Source organism: Helicobacter suis (genome assembly GCF_902196135.1).
GTDB classification, from domain to species: domain Bacteria; phylum Campylobacterota; class Campylobacteria; order Campylobacterales; family Helicobacteraceae; genus Helicobacter; species Helicobacter suis_A.
On record NZ_CABIKE010000009.1, the window covers coordinates 23,971 to 42,003 of the forward strand.

Annotated in this window: 15 protein-coding genes, 1 tRNA gene and 2 pseudogenes; 3 read left to right on the top strand and 15 right to left on the bottom strand. The window is 40.5% G+C overall.

From position 1 onward, the window contains the following. Positions 1–9 precede the first annotated feature (9 nt). The 3 genes from G6Q06_RS05920 to G6Q06_RS05930 all read left to right on the top strand — a co-directional run bounded on the left by G6Q06_RS05920 (position 10) and on the right by G6Q06_RS05930 (position 2,354). Positions 10–1,110 (top strand): zinc-binding dehydrogenase, encoded by a 1,101-nt coding sequence (locus G6Q06_RS05920; protein ID WP_275896959.1) that lies wholly within the window; start codon positions 10–12, stop codon positions 1,108–1,110. Next, positions 1,104–2,237, top strand: coding sequence for an NAD(P)/FAD-dependent oxidoreductase (locus G6Q06_RS05925; RefSeq protein ID WP_163566011.1), 1,134 nt, complete (start codon positions 1,104–1,106; stop codon positions 2,235–2,237). Before G6Q06_RS05920 ends, G6Q06_RS05925 begins: the two co-directional genes overlap by 7 nt. Positions 2,238–2,279: 42 nt before the next feature. Then, a tRNA-Asn gene (locus G6Q06_RS05930) sits at positions 2,280–2,354 on the top strand. Between the two features lie 157 nt (positions 2,355–2,511). Here the strand turns inward: G6Q06_RS05930 and G6Q06_RS05935 are convergent. From G6Q06_RS05935 to G6Q06_RS06005, 15 genes and pseudogenes are all read right to left on the bottom strand, one after another. Then, a pseudogene (locus tag G6Q06_RS05935) lies at positions 2,512–2,739 on the bottom strand (helix-turn-helix domain-containing protein); the annotation flags it as partial. Continuing rightward, positions 2,714–3,211 (bottom strand): annotated as a pseudogene (locus G6Q06_RS05940) (IS607 family transposase); the annotation flags it as partial. The pseudogenes G6Q06_RS05935 and G6Q06_RS05940, both read right to left, overlap by 26 nt. 505 nt (positions 3,212–3,716) lie before the next feature. After that, positions 3,717–4,019: a GTP-binding protein gene (locus tag G6Q06_RS05945; RefSeq protein ID WP_240328962.1), complete on the bottom strand. Its 303-nt coding sequence runs from the start codon at positions 4,017–4,019 to the stop codon at positions 3,717–3,719. After that, on the bottom strand, positions 3,995–4,144 hold the full coding sequence (locus G6Q06_RS05950) for a hypothetical protein (RefSeq protein ID WP_163533972.1): 150 nt from the start codon (positions 4,142–4,144) through the stop codon (positions 3,995–3,997). The genes G6Q06_RS05945 and G6Q06_RS05950 overlap by 25 nt, the downstream gene beginning before the upstream one ends. Positions 4,145–4,391: 247 nt before the next feature. Next, positions 4,392–4,541, bottom strand: a complete 150-nt coding sequence (locus tag G6Q06_RS05955) for a hypothetical protein (RefSeq protein WP_163566012.1) — start codon at positions 4,539–4,541, stop codon at positions 4,392–4,394. A 44-nt stretch (positions 4,542–4,585) separates the two neighbouring features. After that, positions 4,586–5,977 carry a phosphomannomutase/phosphoglucomutase gene (locus G6Q06_RS05960; RefSeq protein ID WP_163566013.1) on the bottom strand — a complete coding sequence of 464 codons (1,392 nt, stop codon included), beginning with the start codon at positions 5,975–5,977 and terminating at the stop codon, positions 4,586–4,588. A gap of 8 nt (positions 5,978–5,985) precedes the next feature. Further along, on the bottom strand, positions 5,986–8,334 hold the full coding sequence (locus tag G6Q06_RS05965) for a tetratricopeptide repeat protein (protein WP_163566014.1): 2,349 nt from the start codon (positions 8,332–8,334) through the stop codon (positions 5,986–5,988). 3 nt (positions 8,335–8,337) lie between these two features. Next, positions 8,338–9,825 carry an NADH-quinone oxidoreductase subunit N gene (locus G6Q06_RS05970; RefSeq protein WP_205435945.1) on the bottom strand — a complete coding sequence of 496 codons (1,488 nt, stop codon included), beginning with the start codon at positions 9,823–9,825 and terminating at the stop codon, positions 8,338–8,340. Between the two features lie 8 nt (positions 9,826–9,833). Continuing rightward, a complete protein-coding gene (locus G6Q06_RS05975) occupies positions 9,834–11,333 on the bottom strand; it encodes a complex I subunit 4 family protein (protein ID WP_163566015.1) in 1,500 nt (499 codons plus the stop codon). 1 nt (position 11,334) lies between these two features. After that, on the bottom strand, positions 11,335–13,170 hold the full coding sequence (gene nuoL, locus G6Q06_RS05980; RefSeq protein WP_205435948.1) for an NADH-quinone oxidoreductase subunit L: 1,836 nt from the start codon (positions 13,168–13,170) through the stop codon (positions 11,335–11,337). A 3-nt stretch (positions 13,171–13,173) separates the two neighbouring features. Further along, positions 13,174–13,476, bottom strand: coding sequence for an NADH-quinone oxidoreductase subunit NuoK (nuoK, locus tag G6Q06_RS05985; RefSeq protein ID WP_163533977.1), 303 nt, complete (start codon positions 13,474–13,476; stop codon positions 13,174–13,176). Then, positions 13,473–14,018: an NADH-quinone oxidoreductase subunit J gene (locus G6Q06_RS05990; protein ID WP_163566016.1), complete on the bottom strand. Its 546-nt coding sequence runs from the start codon at positions 14,016–14,018 to the stop codon at positions 13,473–13,475. The genes nuoK and G6Q06_RS05990 overlap by 4 nt, the downstream gene beginning before the upstream one ends. Next, positions 14,011–14,661 (bottom strand): NADH-quinone oxidoreductase subunit NuoI, encoded by a 651-nt coding sequence (gene nuoI, locus G6Q06_RS05995; protein ID WP_205435950.1) that lies wholly within the window; start codon positions 14,659–14,661, stop codon positions 14,011–14,013. Before nuoI ends, G6Q06_RS05990 begins: the two co-directional genes overlap by 8 nt. An 11-nt stretch (positions 14,662–14,672) precedes the next feature. After that, positions 14,673–15,662: an NADH-quinone oxidoreductase subunit NuoH gene (gene nuoH, locus G6Q06_RS06000; protein WP_163533980.1), complete on the bottom strand. Its 990-nt coding sequence runs from the start codon at positions 15,660–15,662 to the stop codon at positions 14,673–14,675. Next, positions 15,659–18,031, bottom strand: coding sequence for an NADH-quinone oxidoreductase subunit G (locus G6Q06_RS06005; protein WP_163566018.1), 2,373 nt, complete (start codon positions 18,029–18,031; stop codon positions 15,659–15,661). The genes nuoH and G6Q06_RS06005 overlap by 4 nt, the downstream gene beginning before the upstream one ends. Positions 18,032–18,033: the final 2 nt, after the last annotated feature.

Sequence of the window (18,033 nt, forward strand, 5' to 3'; positions counted from 1 at the left end):
GAGGTTTTTATGATTAAGGGTTTTGCTATGCTAGGCATTGGAAAAGTAGGTATTATTGAAAAAGAATACTTAGAAATGGTAGTACCAGAGCGTAAAAAATTAGAATGTGGCCCCTTAGATGCGCTGGTGCGCCCTATTGCGGTTGCGCCCTGTACTTCAGATTTACACACCTGTTATGAAGGAGGCATCGGGGAGCGCCATAACATGTTTTTAGGGCATGAGGGTGTGGGTGAAGTGTTAGAAGTGGGGCATTTGGTTAGAGATTTTAAAGAGGGCGATAAAGTGATTATTCCAGCGATTACGCCTAATTGGAATGCCTTAGGGTCTCAAAGAGGCTATGCCCAACATGGAGAGGCTGCGCTTTCAGGGTGGAAATTTTCTAATTTTAAAGATGGCGTGTTTGCTGAAAAAATCCATGTTAACGATGCAGACGGAAATTTAGGGCATTTGCCAGAGGGGGTAGAGGCCACTGAAGCAGTGATGTTAAGCGATATGATAACTACAGGCTTTCACTGCGCTGAGCAGGCAAAAATTATGCCCGGAGAGAGAGTAGCAGTAATTGGACTGGGTCCAGTAGGGTTAATGGCACTAGCGGGGGCTAATTTAATGGGAGCGAGTGAAATTTATGCAATAGATTGCGTGCCTTTTCGCTATGAAATAGCGCATAAACATTATGGCGCAACCCATTACATTGATTTTACAAAAGCCCCCATGCAAGAGCAAATTTTAGAGATCACAAAGGGCGTAGGGGCAGATAAAGTTTTAATCGCAGGGGGAGGGGTGGATATTTTAAGTGATGCGTGTGCGTGTGTGGTAAATGGAGGGATTATCTCTAATGTGAATTATTTTGGAAGCGGGGATTATTTGCGCCTCTCACGCCTAGATTGGAATGTAGGCATGGGGCATAAAACCATTAAGGGCGGTTTAACCCCGGGAGGGCGCTATCGCATGGAAAAACTTGCACGGCTTTTACAAACACAAAAATTAGATGTCAAACCCATTATCACGCATAGATTAGAAGGTACTTTTGAAGCCATCGCTCAGTCTCTAGCATGGATGAAAGATAAACCAAAAAATTTTATTAAACCTGTTGTTAGTCTTAAATGGTAAGGGTGCTTGTTTTAGGGGCGGGATATGCATCGTTAGCATTTATTAAGGCTTTGCCCAAGAGGCTTTTAAAGACTTGTCATTTCACGCTTATTTCTCAAAGCTCCCAGCATTATTTTAGTGTGCTTTTACATGAAGTGCTAGCAGGGATCAAGGGGCAATACACTTTAGAACTTAGCGCCATTCTCCCCCCTGAGGTGGAGTTTATCCAAGATTGCGTACTAGAAATCCAAGAGGGAAAGGTGCTAGGGGAGCGTTCTAGTTATGCCTATGATAAACTGGTTGTAGGGCTAGGTTTTCATAGCGATAGTTTTAAAATACCGGGGGTAGAAACGCACGCGCATAGTCTCGTTAATTTTGCAGATACACAGGCCACACACCAAGCTTTGCTCCAAGCAATTAAAACTTTTGATCAAGCGCGCCCTTTTTCTTTGGTGGTGTGTGGGGGGGGATTTAGCGGCATAGAACTTTTAGGTGCGCTAAGCCATACACTCCCTAATCTATGCGATTCTAAAGCTTTCAAGCTTACTTGTATAGAGGCTTTACCCGGTATTTTACCCATGTTTAAAACTAGGTTAGTACAAAAGGGAGTGGCTTATTTACAACATTTAGGCGTGGAGTTAGAAGTGGGGGCTAAGATTTTAGAATGCCAGCATGATTGCGTGGTTGTGGAGCAAAACCATATAAAAAAAGAAATTAAAGCAGATTTTATTATTTGGACTTGTGGGGTGCGGGGAAATCCAGTGATAGAAAATTCTTCTCTTTTTAAAAGTGTGCGCAGTAGGGTAGAAGTAAATAGCTTTTTACAACCTTTAGGGTTAGAGAATCGAGGGATTTTTGTACTGGGCGATTGTGCCCTCTTTAAAGATAAAACCAATAGGCCCTATGCTCCAACCGCGCAACTAGCTAGTCAAATGGGGGTGTACTTAGGGAAACAATTTATCCATATCATCGCCAAACAACGGCCTAAACAACCCTTTATTTTTAAACCCAAAGGGAGTATTTGCTCTATTGGTATGGGCTATGCCATTGGTAGTATTGGTGGTGTTGATCTTTGTGGTAAGTTGAGTCTATGGTTAAAAAAATACATAGAATGGCGTTGGGAATGCTTTTTGCGATCTAATTCCTAGACTTGACAAGATTTTTTAAAAATGCTATAGTTAAGTTTTTGTTCCAGATTAGCTCAGCGGTAGAGTAGGCGGCTGTTAACCGCTTGGTCGTAGGTTCGAATCCTACATCTGGAGCCACTGCTAAAAGCAAAATCTAAACTCTGTAGCTTCTAGTTGATAAATTTATCAAGATTTTAGCAGAGTTTAAATCCCACTTAAAGAAAAGTCTACTTGAGGAAAGACATAGCTTTTAAATATTTAAGCGATAGGGCTTATCCCTTGTATGTGTTGGATCGTATTTGCTAACCTCATAGACAAAAGGAAACTGCTCTTTTTTGATAGCATTAAACTCTTTTTTAAGAGCAAGATGGTTAGACTTAATCCCATTCTGATAGTTTTCTTTCCACCTAGCAAGCCCCCAATTGTAAGCTAGTCTAGCACACCCGAAAGCTTTTTTAAAATAAGTTTTAGCCTTGTTATTAGGGCTTAGTTGGACTTTATGGGTTATCTGAAACATTTTCATCTACAACCGCCTGCATTTGTTCTAATAGTTTCTTGTTTTTCTTTGATCTAGAGCCATATAGACGCGCTGAGAAGACCGTAATAATCTCTAAGACATCTTTAACTAATTCCTCCTCAAAACGCACATTTTCATCGCCTTTATTAATCAGAATAACTTCCACTTCTTTAGCCTCACAAATGCTAAACACCAACTCAGCTCCAAAGCGCAACAATCTATCCTTATGGGTAAGCACTAAGCGTTTAACTTGACCTCTCAAGATCAGATTTAAAAGTTTAGTTAAACCTTTTTTATAGTAATTCATTCCAGAACCTAAATCAGTAATCACCTCGTAGTCAAAGCCTAGCTTAGAACAATAAAGTTCTAAAACTTGCACCTGCCTTATTAAGTCATCTTTTTGATCCGAACTAGAAACACGGGCATAGGCTATTGTTTTTCTGTTATCATTGTGAAAGACGATATTTTTATTAAGGCTAAATGCCGCGCCGCGTTATCTTTGCGGCTATGAAAACATAATACCAGCCATCACCATTGCTACTGCTAAGAATGGGCGGCGCACTTTCATAGCGCATTAATTTGCCCCTAGTGTTGGCATAAGTTAAATTGTATTTAAATATCCGCTCAAGGCACTTTTTATTGATCGTTTCTAAGAGTTGGGGATTTGCTTTGACAAAATCTGCTAAAGTCAAGTCTGTTTTTAAATGCCCACAATTAGAACAGGTTTTAGAGCTTGGAAAGAGAAGTAAACTTTCTTAATACAATGATATAGTCTCACTAATTTACCCGTAGTGGATCAAAAAATCGCCTTTAAGCCAAATACCTACAAAACTTTTTTAAGGCTAATTAGAAAATTACGCCGGGAATAATCAGGCTAAAGAAAACTTGGCGGTGTTTTAAAAGCCATTGAGGAAAAGAAAAAGCGGTTTAAAGAGTTGATCAGGCTTTCTAAGGAAGTTAACGAGTTCATGGATTCTATCACACTAACGCCGAAGATTACTAAATTTGTAACTTACAAGCAAGGTTGCATCTAATCCAAAACTCCCCCCAATCATCGTAGAAACTAAATTTTTATGTCCGGGCACATCAATAAAACCTAAAGTTCGTTTAGAGGTTTTTAAACTTGTAAAACTTAAATCAATGGTGATGCCGCGCATGCGCTCATGTACACTAGTGTCTCCATCAAAGCCTGTTAATGCTTTAATTAAAGCGCTTTTGCCATGATCAACATGCCCACAAGTGCCTAGTAGAAAATATTGCATCAGCGCTTGAGAGGTTCTAGCCAAACTTTAATCCCTCCCTTTAAAACAAGAGGGTTATTCACATCACTTACCCGCACGAAGCGTACCTTATCTGTAATATCTAGGCTAATTTTTTCTGTAGGGGTGTCTGTGGCTGTGTAATTTAGCATGTGCAAGGTGATAAACGCTAAAAAAGATAATTAAACTCTTTAGTGCAAATTGAGTCAATAGCCTTTATTCTTATTTTCTGCTAACTCTATTATTTTTAATACGGGATGATTTAGTGCACCTGCTGGGCTAAAATAAGGGTTTAAAAGTTTATTTTTTGAGGCTTTATTCTGATTTATCTCTATGTTTACTAAAGTAAACAGAACTTACGCTAAACTAGCCCCACGAAAACTTCCTAGGGCTTTAGCTCTAGGGGTTTTCAAATCTTAATGAAAGGAGATTGTTATGAGCAGCAACAGCAACAACAGCAACAATAACAGGAACAACAGCAATAACAGCAACAACAGCAACCGCAATAACAGCAACAACAATAACAATAGCAATAACAGCAACAACCAAGACTAGTTATGCTATTCCCCCCTTGCTGGGGGGGCTTTAATCCCTTATCTTTTTTGTTTTTCTAGTAGGTTTAGCACAGCCATCTTGTAGTTTTGCGCGCATTCTTTATCTTTGCCCTCAAAACGGGTTACTAGCGTGGGTGTGGTATTACTTGCCCGCACAAGAGCAAAGCCATGTTCAAAGACCACTCGTATGCCATCAATTTCTATCATCTCAACAATGGGTGGAAAATTTGGATCTAATTTTCCCTTTAGTGCGCTCTTGAGTTTTTCAATGATATTAAATTTTTCCTCTTCTTGGACACTAATTTTTTCTTCAGGGGTTTTATAAGAATAAGGTAGGGCGTTAATGATCTCTTCTAACTCTGTAGGCGTGGTGTGCACAAACAATTCTAAAAGGCGCAAACAAGCATAAAGCGCATCATCATAGCCAAAATAGCGATCGTTAAAGAATAAATGCCCGCTAATTTCGGCCGCAAAATGGGCGTTTGTCTCTTTTAACTTAATTTTTAAATTGCTATGCCCGGTTTTATACATAATAGCTTGCCCTAGCGCATTGATCGTATCATACATCACCTGCGAACATTTCACCTCGCCAATTACAATAGGCTTAATCCCCTCTTTAGCTAAATTTTGGGCAAATAAAATAGCTAGTTCATCGCCCATATAAATGTGATTAGGGGTGAGTAAAGCAATGCGATCGCCATCTCCATCAAAGCCAAATCCTATAGAGATATTTTGTGCCCGCATATGCTCTTTTAAATCCTCTAAATTTTTAGCCTCGCTTGGATCGGGGTGGTGGTTAGGAAAAGTCCCATCAGGTTTAGCATACAAACTATCAAAGCAAATATTAAGGGCTTGTAACACAGGTATAAGCCCCAAAGCCCCTACACCATTGCCAAAATCTAGCGCAATTTTATAAGGAAAGTTTTTTAAAGAGACAAAGGCATCAATTAAATAGGTTTGATAGGTCTCTTTAGCGGGTAATGTATGCGCTTTACTTGAATGTGGCTTGAATGCCAGCGGATTGTTACGCATCTGCCCTTGGAGTTCTTGAATCTGCTGTCCATAAAAGGGTTTTTGATTGATCGTAATTTTAAAGCCATTGTAATTAGGTGGGTTGTGTGAGCCGGTGATCATGATAGAATTTTTAAGGCATGTATTTTGAATAGGATAAAAGGTAGCAAAGTAAGCAATTGGGGTAGGGATAAGCCCTAGATCATAGACTTTTATAAAATTTTCTAACCCGCTTTTAAGCCACTCAAAAAGAATAGGCGAGTGGGTGCGTGCATCATAACCCACAGCCACAGAGTCGCTCTCTTTAGCCATTAAAGCGCCTAAATGTAAACCTAATTGGCGTACCACTTCTTGCGTAAGGTTGTAATCAAAAATACCGCGAATGTCGTATTCTCTAAAAATACTAGAATCAAGTTGCATAAAAATCCTTAGGGTTTTAATAGATTAAGTGCTTGAGAACAGAGGTCTTTCCAAGGTGAATTAGTAGAGATAGCTACACAGGCTTTAAAAGTGTTTTGTGCTTGTACTAATTGGTTACTCTGTTTTAAAATCGTGCCTTTGCTATAAAGTACATGTTGTCTATCCTTAGGCTCTAAAGGTTTGCGTAATAAAAAATTGCTTTGTTGCAAAGCCTCTTTGAGTTTACTCTGCCGTATTAAAGCGCTGATGAGTTGGTTTTGGGCATAGGGGGTATAGGTGTTGTTTTGATATTTATCTTGCAAGGCGATAAGATTTTTAGCGTAGAGTTCTAGGGTTGTGGGGTTATTTGTACTCTTGGCTTCATTTTGCAAGAGTAAAGCATACACCTCAATCATGCGCGCATCTTCTTTAAACCATTTTGCTAAATTGGCATAAATTTTAAACGCCTCTTGTGGGTTATTGGTTTGCATGTAATCTAAAAACACTGTAAAGGCAATATCATAGTACCGGCGATTTTGAGTGAGTATAGCCAAAGAAAGCGCGTCTTTAGCGGCTAATAAAGAATTTTGATAATCATTAAGTGCGTAGAGATTGCGCCCTTGTCTGTATAGCCATGCTAGTTTATCTGTAGATTTATCTTTAAGAGCACTTTGAGAAAAGATAGCAGCCTTTTGATAAAGCGCTTCTTGATAAAGACAATCAAAGGCCTGTATTTGTTCATCAGCATTAAAAACATGGGGATCAAAGCCAGTAACGCGCACTAAGAAAGAATTAAAGCTTTTACAATCCGCATCTTTAAGCGCTCCTTTGCCTAATTCAATTAGAGCACCTTGTACATAGGGGGAGCTTTGTTTGAGTTTGAGTTCTAAAACCTGACTATAATACCGGTGTTCTAAAAGCAAAGCTGCCTTATACTCCAAAGCCTTTTGGTATTCATCAGAACTTGCCGGGTAATCTTTAAGAATTTGGTTATAACGGGCTAATTTTTCCTCATAATTGCCATGCATTAAAAACAACACATTTTTATCGCGGGCCTTGACTAAAGTGATGTGGATGGCGTTATTGTAATTATCTATGTATTCTGAGTTAGCTAGGTGGGCTTCATTGGGTTGGTTGTTTTTCTCATAGAGTAAGCCTAATTCAAAGGTGGCTTTTTCTTGGACATTAAAATCATTGCTTTGGTGGGAGAGAAGGGTAGCGATTTTAATAGCGGGTTTGAAAATAGCGCGGTTTTTAAGCATGGTGAGTAGATCATAAGATTTAGTCGGGTGTTTCATGAAATATTCAGGGTTACCATAAATGATTTTAGCCAAAATCAAAGCGGCATTTTTACCACTCCCGTTTAAATCAAAAAGACTCCAATTAAAAGCAATTTCGCTCGCGCTATCAATATCCTTAGCCTCTTGATAGGCTTTTTGAAACCCCATTAAAGCCGCGCTACGATTACCCTCATTAGCAGCTTGTTGGGCTAAACGCATTTGTGAGAGAGGAGAATAGCGACTCTTAGGGTATTCCTCCATAATGCGCTTAAAAGTGGTGGCTGCTTGGGGCATGTAATTAATCTGGCTATAAGCATCGCCTAAAGCATACAAAACAGAGGGAACTTGGGGATCTGATGGGTAGAGTCTGATCCACTGGGTGGCTACTTGAACCACTAAATCTTGTTTTTTCTTAAGATGGCTTAGCGCTGTGATTTCATAAAAATAAAGATCTTTTCTAAAAAGCGTATCCGGATAGAGTTTTAAAATATTAACAATGGATTCTAAGGCCTCCATATAATAACCATTATCAATTAAGCGTTTGACATTGAGGTATTCTGCAAAACCTTGATCTTTGGTATGGGCGATGGGTTGGTTATCCACATCTAATTCTGGAATTAAGGGCGTTTGGGCCTTATCAATTAAAATAGGAAAATTCAAACCCTCAGAGGGCATCACTGTAGGGTCTTTTTTAGTCAAAAAAGGAATTGTATGCTTAAAACCCACAATTTGCCATGTTTTAGAGGATTTTACAGAAAGTTTTTGGATAGGGATACTTTGTTTATAATCATAGGGGAGTGCAAAGAGTTTTTGTTTATACTGGGGCTGGATATGCAAATAAAAGATAAAATTTTGCATCTCATAAAAGACTTTAAAAAACTCTGTTTGGAAAGGCATAAAACCCATTGAAGGGATTGAGGCAATCGTGCAGATAATTTCTTGTAAGGGATATTTGACTGCTGCGCATTTGAAGGGTTTATCATGGGTTAGAGTGAGGGTTGCAAAACCCTCCCCTTTTTCTTTACCATTGGTGATTGTAAGACTAAGCGCGGGCAATAGCGCACATGCCAGCATTAAAAGCCCTAAAATGCGTGGCATAGACTAGACTCTATTAGAACCCAGATACACTTGTAAAACAAAGATAGAAAAGACACATAAAAAAGCCATAGTCGTGGTGAGGGTGTAAAGGGTTGTATTGGCATTACTTGAAAGAATCGCGCTAGATTTGACCGGTTCTTTAAAAAACATCGCCACTATAAGGCGTAAATAATAAACCGCACCCACTGCGCTATTTAAAATCATCACAACAGGCAAAAAGATTTGGTGTTCGCTAATAACTTGTTGCAAGATGAGTACTTTACCCCAAAACATAGAAAAGGGAGGAATACCAGCCAAAGAACATAAAAAGATCGCGCTTAATAGCGCTAAAAAGGGCTTAGTTTGAATCAAGCCATTAAAGCGTTCATAAGGGTAGTTATAAGTGCGTGCTTTTGCATCATCTTGATTACTAACCATCCAAAGTACGGCAAATGCCCCGATGTTGGTGAATAAAAATAAAAGCCAGTAGCTAAAAAGAGCAGTTGATCCAAATAAAACGCAGGCAAGCGCAAAACCGGTATGAGAAATAGAACTATAAGCCATCATGCGTTTGACATCTTTTTGTAAAAGTGCCATCGCATTTGGGATTGTGATTGTAAGGGCAATGAGGAATGTATAGAGGTGTTCAATGTTAATAATTGAAGTGGGTGCAAAAGTATCAAAGATTGAAGTGTGGGCAAAGACATAAAGTACCCGTAAGATCACCACAAACCCGGCTATTTTAGGCACAATAGAGATAAAACCAGCAAAAACCGGATTATTGCCCTCATAAATATCAGGCATCCAAGTATGAAAAGGCACAAGGGAGACTTTAAAGCCAATCGCTCCAAGCATGCACGCAAGCGCTAAGAGAAAAATAGGTAGGGTTAATGGCATGGCTTTATCAAAAAGTGTGCTTCTAAGACCATCGCTAATTCCTGCTAAATCTAAGCACCCGGTAAGAAAATAAAGTAAAGCTGTGCCCATTGTAAAAAATACGCTAGCCAAAACCCCCATACTAAAATATTTAATCGCCGCTTCAATGCCGGTATTTTTATAATTTAGAGCCATTAACACACACATAGATAAAGAGGCGGTTTCTAGGCCTAAGAGAATGAGTAATAAGTGATCAGCAGAAACCATAAGTTCAAAACCAGCGGTCATAAACAGATAAAGAGAATAAAACTCGGGGGTTTGAAACTCAGTAAAGCGCTCTTGGCTTTGTACTAATAGCAAAAGTAAAAAACTAGCTAAGACTAACAATAACTGCCCATTGAGGGCAAAATTATCATTAAGGATAGTCCCTATATTCTCTATAGGGGGGTTGTAAGTGTAGATAACCACCAGATTAAAGGCTAAAAATACAGAGGCTAAAGATACATTTAATCCGCGTGAAAAACGCATAAAGGCATTGATCAACAAAAGACAAATACCCCCGCCTACACTAATGAGCATGGGTAAGAGGGCTTGTATATCTAACTCAGGGGATAAAGAAGAGAGGATAGAATTCATTATCGTCCTTAGGAAATTAATCGCCCTTGTAGGGTTTGTAATAACACTTGCACGCTTCGCTCAATCGGGGATAAAAGAGGTTTAGGATAAATGCCTAAAAATAAGATAACAGCCACTAAGCATGCCATGATGCTTTTCTCACGCCAACATACATCTTTAAACGCCTGTACACACCTATTTGGCAAACCATAAAAGACTTTTTTATACAGCACTAGCATATAAATAGCAGATAAAATAATGGTGGTTCCGGCTAAAAGTGCAAAAAGAGGGGAGATTTTAAAAAAGCCTAGTAAGCTTAAAAATTCGCCTACAAAGCCGCTAGTTAAGGGCATACCCACATTGGCTAAAAGAATGATCATAAAGAAGGTGGCATATGTGGGCATGGTTTGGGCTAATCCTTTAAAGGCCACTATTTTAGTAGAGCGGCTGCGATCATAAAGCATACCAATGAGCATGAAAAGCCCGGCACTGACTAAGCCGTGTGAAAACATCGTAAAAATAGCCCCGCCAACACCCTCTGCATTAAGCGCATACAACCCTAAAAGCGCTACGCCCATGTGCGACATGGAACTATAAGCAACCAGCCGTTTCATCTCTCTTTGAGCACAGGCTAAAATCCCCGCATAAATCACCATGAATAAAGATAAAGTACTCAGAGGCAATAAAAGATAGAGTACGGCATTGGGGAATAAGGGGAGTAAAAAGCGCACCATTGCATAAGTGCCCATTTTAAGAAGTAAAGCAGAAAGCAGAGCTGATCCGGCAACAGGGGCGTTACCATAGGCATAGGGTAACCAACTATGGAAAGGAAAAATAGGGATTTTAACCGCAATGCCTAAGAAAAGCGCCCCAAAGACCCACAAATACGCATTACCGGGTAGCTCTTGGGCTGGTATCACTTGTGAGAAAGTGTTTAGATCAAAATCCCAGTAGGGAGCACCTAAAGAAGCAAAGCAAGTATAGGCATAATAGATAATCCCTAAAAGCATGATCAAAGAGGCAAAAAAGGTATAAAGAAAGAATTTAAGCGCAGAATAGATTTTATCCTTAACCCCAAAACGCCCGATTAAATAAAGTGCTGGCAAAAGCGAGGCTTCCCAAAATACATAAAAAAAGATGAGGTTAAGCGCACTGAACACACCCATTAAAATCCCCTCTAAGAGAAGAAAGCAGATGAGCATGTCTTTAGCATGTTCTGTAACATACAAGGATAGTAAAAAGATCACAAAGGCGGTGAGCAAGATTAAAAAGAGTGAAATCCCATCTACACCTACATGGTAGTTAATGCCCATTTGTTTGAGTAACTCTATAGATTCTTCAAACTGCATCATGCCCGTGTGTTTATCAAATACAACCCACAATCCTAGAACTAAGAGCAATTCTAAAAAGGCGATCACGACGCCATAAATCTTAGCCTCTCTGTCTTGCAAACCAAAGAGGGGCAAAGACGCTAGGATAGGAAAGAATATCAAAACACTTAAAAAGTGATGTGGCAATAGGGCATCCATATTAACTCCAGTAACTTAGCATGACTAAGAGGGTAATAGCTAGCACCCCAAAGGCCATCCATCTTAGGGCGCTACTTAAATTTCCACTCTGCATAGGGCGCAAAGAAATACCCAGCAAAACAGGGATTTTAGCTAAAATATCTACAAGCGGATCTAAAACGCGTATCTCTACTTTACGCCATAAAATATAGGCAAACTGGAGGAAAATCTGGCTGATTTTAGCATAGAGCTTAGGGATGTAATACTGATTAAAGAGCAAACGATAGAAAAACCCGCCTTCCTTAGCGCTAATGCCGTGTTGGTATTTTTTAATAGCATAGGCAATAGAGGCTAGTACGCCTAAAGTTGTGAGGATTAATAATAAACCTTTTGGTACGGGGTATTCTGCAAAAGAGGGCACAGAAATAGCTTTAGAGACAAAATCTAAAAAAGAATGCTCAAAAAGACCGGCTATGATAGCTAAAATCCCTAAGGGCAACATGGCTAATAACATGAAACTAGGCGCTTCATGGGGGTGATCTAGGTGATGTTTTTGAGGGGCAAAAAAGACAAGCATTAAAAGTCTAAAACTATAAAAGGCGGTAAAAAACGCCCCGATTAATAAAGCCAAGAATAGCCCATGGTGGCCAGTGGCAAAGGCTACTTCTAAAATTTTATCTTTAGAAAAAAAGCCAGCAAAGGGATAAATCCCGCACAAAGCTAGCGAGGCTAGCCCCATTAAAATAGCTGTCATTTTTAGGGGCTGGTATAATTTACCCATTTTAGTGATATTAAGTTCATCATGCATGGCATGCATCACATTACCCGCACCCAAGAATAAAAGCGCTTTAAAAAAGGCATGGGTAAAGAGGTGAAACAGCGCTACCCAGTAAGCCCCAAGCCCTGCCCCTACAAACATGTAACCTAATTGGGAGAGAGTAGAGTAGGCAACAATGCGCTTTAAATCTTGATTAACTAATGCCATGCTTGCCCCAAAAAGCGCTACAAACGCGCCTAAACAGGCAATGGCATAACTCACTTGCGAGATTGCATGGTAGAGTGGATGGGCGCGTACAACTAAATAAACCCCAGCTGTTACCATAGTAGCCGCGTGGATAAGCGCAGAAACCGGAGTAGGCCCTTCCATAGCATTAGCTAGCCAAGTGTGCAAAGGAAATTGCGCGCTTTTGCCCACCGCCCCGATAAAGAGTAAAACCCCAATCCAAAAGAGTAAATTAGAATCGGTATGTGTAAGATTAGAAAAAACAACAGAGTATTGTAGTGAGCCAAAAGTCCAGTAGATCAGCAAAATCCCCATAAGCATGCCTAAATCAGCGATGCGATTCATCACAAAGGCTTCAATGGAGGCATTATTCGCGCTTTTCTTTTGATACCAAAAACCAATGAGTAAATAAGAACATAGCCCCACACCCTCCCAGCCCACAAAGAGACCTAAAAAGTTATCGCTAAGCACTAGCACTAGCATAGAAAATACAAAGCCGGAGAGATAACTAAAATAGCGATTAAACCCTTTATCCTCTTGCATGTAGCCAATGGAATAAACATGGACTAAAAAAGAAACAAGTGTTACCACCACAATCATAATGGCACTAATAGGATCAAGTGCAAAGGAAAAATTAACATGCAAACCACCTAGATTAATCCAATCTAATAACTCTACTTGTACAAGTTGCCCATGCAAAGCCTTTATCAGCAGGCATATAGCCCCCGCACAAGAAAAACCTAATAAAGTTGAGTTAATCACCCCGACATGTATTTTTTTTGCATACCCACCCCAAAAACCCGCATAAAGCGCTCCGATTAAAGGCGCAAATAACACAACAAGCAAATCTTGCATTTTCTAGCCTTTCATGCGATTAAGTGAGTCAATGTCTAGGGTTTTATGCTTTTTATACCATAAAATCACCAAACCTAGCCCCACAGCCACCTCAGAAGCAGCCAAAGCAATCATAAAGAGCGCAAAAACTTGCCCATCTATGTTTTTAAGTGTATGAGAAATTGCGACAAAGGCGACATTAATTGCATTGAGCATAATCTCTGTAGAAAAAAAGAGCATTAAAATATTCTTTCGTCTGAGCATGCCTACTAGTCCCACACAAAAAAGTAACCCTGCAAAAACTAAATAATGCCCCAGAGTGATCACGCATTTTCCTTTTGGCTAAGATAACTTTTTCTAAGCGCTGTAGTGATTCCGCCTATGAGTGCGCTCAAAAGCATCACTCCCCCCGCTTCAAAAGCGATGCGGTATTTAGTGAACACAAAATAACCCATTGAATGGACATTGGTGGTGCTTAGATTGGGTGTAATAATTTCTAAATTCTCAGCACTAAGATGGTGTGCGTAATTATTAAGCGTAGGCGCGCCTAGTATAACCACTAAGAGCAACGCAAAAACCCCGCCTAGTATATAAACTAGCCAAGGTTTATGCGCTCTCTCAATCACCTCCTCAGAGGCGTTAAAAAACATCATGCCAAAGGCATACATCACAATCACCGCCCCCACATACACTAAGATTTGAACCACGCCCAAAAACTCCGCACCTAGCAAAAAGAAAAAGCCTGAAATAAAAACCATGCTAGCAGCTAGCGCACTCATGGCATATAAGATATTACTTGTACTCACCACGATCAAAGCCATGCTTAAAGTCAGGATTGCAAAGAAATAAAAGGCGATAACCTCAAACATGGGCATCCTTAGGGATTTCTGCTTTTTCTGCGCTTTTTTCCTCTGTTTTTTCCTCTGTCGCGTAGTCTAGCGGGGTTTGTTGCATTCTTTGGCTGGCATGTTCACTAGGCGATCCAAAACCGGCAAATTCTTTATGGCTGTGATCTTTAGCACTCTCTATATCTGTTAAAAACTCTGCTTTACCCCCAAACTGCGATCGCTGTACACTGCTATTTTCAAAGCGCTGCCCCATTACAATGGCAAGTTCTGGGCAAACCTCCGCACACAACCCGCAGTAAATGCAACGGCCTAAATTGATTGTGTAGCTGTCTATGTATTTGCGCTCATCAGGGGCTTTATGGGTGATGATTCTAATACAATTACTCGTACAAATCTTTTCGCATAACCCACACCCGATACACCGTTCATTGCCAGAATCTAGAAGTCTTTGTAAGTGGTGTACGGCGCGGTAACGCGGGCTTAAGGGGAGTACTTCCATTGGGTAGTGAATGGTAACATCTTTACTAAAAAATTCCTTAATGGTTAACCCCAAACCTTTAAATAAATCCAAACCAAAACTAGATTTAAGCGTGCCGATGAGTTTAGCGCTAGGGCTATTTTCTTGGGGTTCTTTAGCAAGCCATTTATAGGTTTGTTTTCCCATATGCATTTCTCCTAGATTAAGATAACAAGCGCTGTGATAAGAATATTAATCAAAGATAAAGGCAACATGATTTTCCAACACATTCTCATGAGCTGATCGGGGCGGACATGGGGGAAAGTCGCGCGTGCCCACATGGATAAAAAGACAAAAAAGCACACTTTAATCAAAATAGCAATGCCTCCGGGAATAAAACCCCAAGCGCTATAACCTCCAAAGAATATTAAAGAGATCACAAAGCAAAAGGCAAAGAGATGGGCGTACTCAGCTAAGAAAAACATTCCCCACCTAAGGCCGCTATATTCTGTACAAAATCCGGCTACAATTTCGGCTTCATGTTCGAGTAAGTCAAAGGGAGTGCGGTTTAATTCCGCATAACTCGCAATTAAGAATAAGAAAAAGGCTAAAGGTTGTTTGAAAACTAACCAGTGAATCATGCCGCCCTCTTGGTAGTGGTTGATCTCTACTAAAGAAAGAGAGCCTACGACCATGATAGGGGCTAAAATAGTGAGTGTACTCACTACCTCAAAACTTAAAAGTTGGATAGCCGCGCGCGCAGAGCCTAGTAGGGCGTATTTACTATTGGAGGCTAGCCCGGCTAAAAGGGGCGCATAAATGCCGGCTGAGCCTACGGCTAAAAAGAAAAGCAAGCCTACATTGATGTCTGAGATGATAGGCTTAATGGTATGCCCAAAGAGGGTAAAATCACCAAAAAAAGGAATGGGCGCCATGCTCACAAAGGCACTTACCATTGCAATTACAGGGGCTATGGCAAAGATAAGGCGGTTTGCATGCTGGGGGATAATGTCCTCTTTGGTAAAGAGTTTGATCGCATCAGCAATAACCTGCAAAAGCCCAAAAGGGCCTACATAAGTAGGGCCTAGTCTTCGCTGAAAATAGGCTAAGACCTTACGCTCTAAATAGGTCCCAAAAGCCCCTAAACCGGAAAAAACCAGTACTACGACTAAAATTTTTACCAAAGTTTCTAGGATTTCAGCGCTCATGCTAGCTCCCACTCTAGTTGTGCAAATAAGGCGCCATTAAACACGCCCTCAATATCTAGGCTAGGGCTTACCATAAACACATCTTGATCAAGCCCATAATCTATATAAAGCGCACCTTTAAGCTTGCGCCCCTCTTTGTGCAAACAAATTAAACTCCCCTCTTGTAAACCTAAGCTTTCTAAATATTTAGGCGAGGTGTAAATGCCTTCTTTAAGTTGGAGATTTTGGCTAGTGAGGGTATGGGTGTTAAACTGGGTTTCGGCAAATTTTAAATAGCTATTAAAAGGCATGCTCTCTAATTTAGCAATGGGTTCACTTGGCGTACTCTCTTGTGTTTCTTGAGGCTTAAGTTTATAACCTCTGTGGTTGCTTTTATCATTGGCATAGAAGTTTTTAAAATCATCATAGGCAAGGGGTTGATAGCCCTTTTCTTGGGGTAAAAGAGGGGTATACTCTACTAAACTTTCCCCATAGAGTCCAAAATGTTGGGCAATATCGGCTAAATCTAACCCTGTGTAGGCTAAGGCAGGTCTGATAGGTAAAACGCGCCCCTCAAAGTTAGTTGTACTGGCCTCTATTTGATTAGGACTTGGCAAGATAAAATCCACACTCTGCAAACTTTCTTGATCGCAGACACAATTTGAATCTAGCACAAAATCCCCCCGTGTGCGCACACCTACGCTTGGGTGCTCCCCTCTATCTTTTTCTAGTTGGCAAATAGAAACAATGCCTAGCGCATTAGCCGTAGGCGGGATCAAAACGATCTTAACTTTGGGGTGTTGGCTAGCCTCTTTAAGCATTCTAGCGATATTGCTTGCTCGTTTGTGCGTGTAAATTTCTTGCCCTATAAGCAGTACAACACTGGGCGCTTTTTCTAAAGTGGTGGTGATTTTCTCATAAGTAGCGCTATCTAGTTTAATATCCTCTAACATTTGATAAACCGGTTTAGGTTGCTCCTTAGCCTTTTCTGGAGTTTCTGCCTCTTGAGTCTCTATATTTTCTTTAGGTGTTTCTACTGGTTTTTGGCTTGCTAGTAAACTCTCTAAACTTGGGCTTTTCACACCTAAAGCTAGCAAAATCGCCCCCAAAAAGATTTCCTCAGCATGGCAAGGATAGTTCACAGAAATAACACTACGACTCATTTTATTAATCGCTTTGTCTGTGAGAGGGTGGCCATAAATAAGCGTTGTACCTTTGTTAACTTTAAGCATATTGGCAAGGGCGTATTTGATTAACGGGTTTTCATTGCGGATTTTTGAACCCACACTCACCACACAACCCGCGCTTTTAATCTCTGAAATATCAGGGAAATTTGTAGGTTTAAACTCTTTTAAAAATTTCTGAAAAGTATAGAGTTCCTCATTATGCAAACTAAAACCACAATGTTTACGCAAATATTCTAATAAATAGGCCTCTTCATTATTCACATCTCCGCCCACATAAACCGCTTTGGCCTCTTTAAGTTTTTGCACGGCTTGATCAATATTGCTACTCCCCTCTTTGGAGGCATGTATATCAAAGGCAAAACGCCCCGCCCCACAAATAGGGTTATGGTAAAAATCATTACCCACTCTAAAAATTTTCTTTTCCTCGCCTAGCGTATCAAAGTGGCGTACATGATAATCTAGCAAACAACCTGCTGCACAGTGCATGCAAGTTGAATCAATATGGGTGAGTTCCCAAGCATTCGCGCTATAGCTAAAATCTTTATAAACGATCGCACCCACAGGACAAACCGCGATACACTCCCCACAATCAAAGCAAGGTACTTCGCCTACAAAACTAATCATGCCCTTTTGTTTGCGACTCCACACGCTAAAAGGGTCTTTGGGCATGCTTTCTTTAAATTTGTCGGGAGCGTGTAAATTGGCTTTAGTGGCCTTGAGGTTGTTATCACCGATATTATCGCTACAAGTGGTTACACAACGCTCGCACATGATGCACAAATTAGGATCGTAAGAAGCCTGTGCCCAGAAGGCAAAGGGCTTAGCATCATCGCGCACGGCAAAGGGCTGGGTGTCTACTTGCATGCGCATGGTCATGTCTTGTAATTCACACTCCCCGCTTTTATCACACACCCCACACTCTAAAGGGTGGTTGACATCATAGGTTTGCATGATCATCTGGCGCTCGGTTTTAAGGGCGGGGGTATTGGTGAGTATATTAGTATTAGGCTTGGGTTTAGTATTACAGCTATAAACCCGTTTGCCCTCCACCTCTACCATGCACATCTTACAAGCCACCGTAGGCGAGCACCCGCTTAAATAACAAATAGCCGGGATATACACCCCCGCACTTCTAGCCGCCTCTAAAATGGTTTGTCCCTCTTTGTATTCTACCTTTAATCCGTCTATATTGATATGTGGCATGC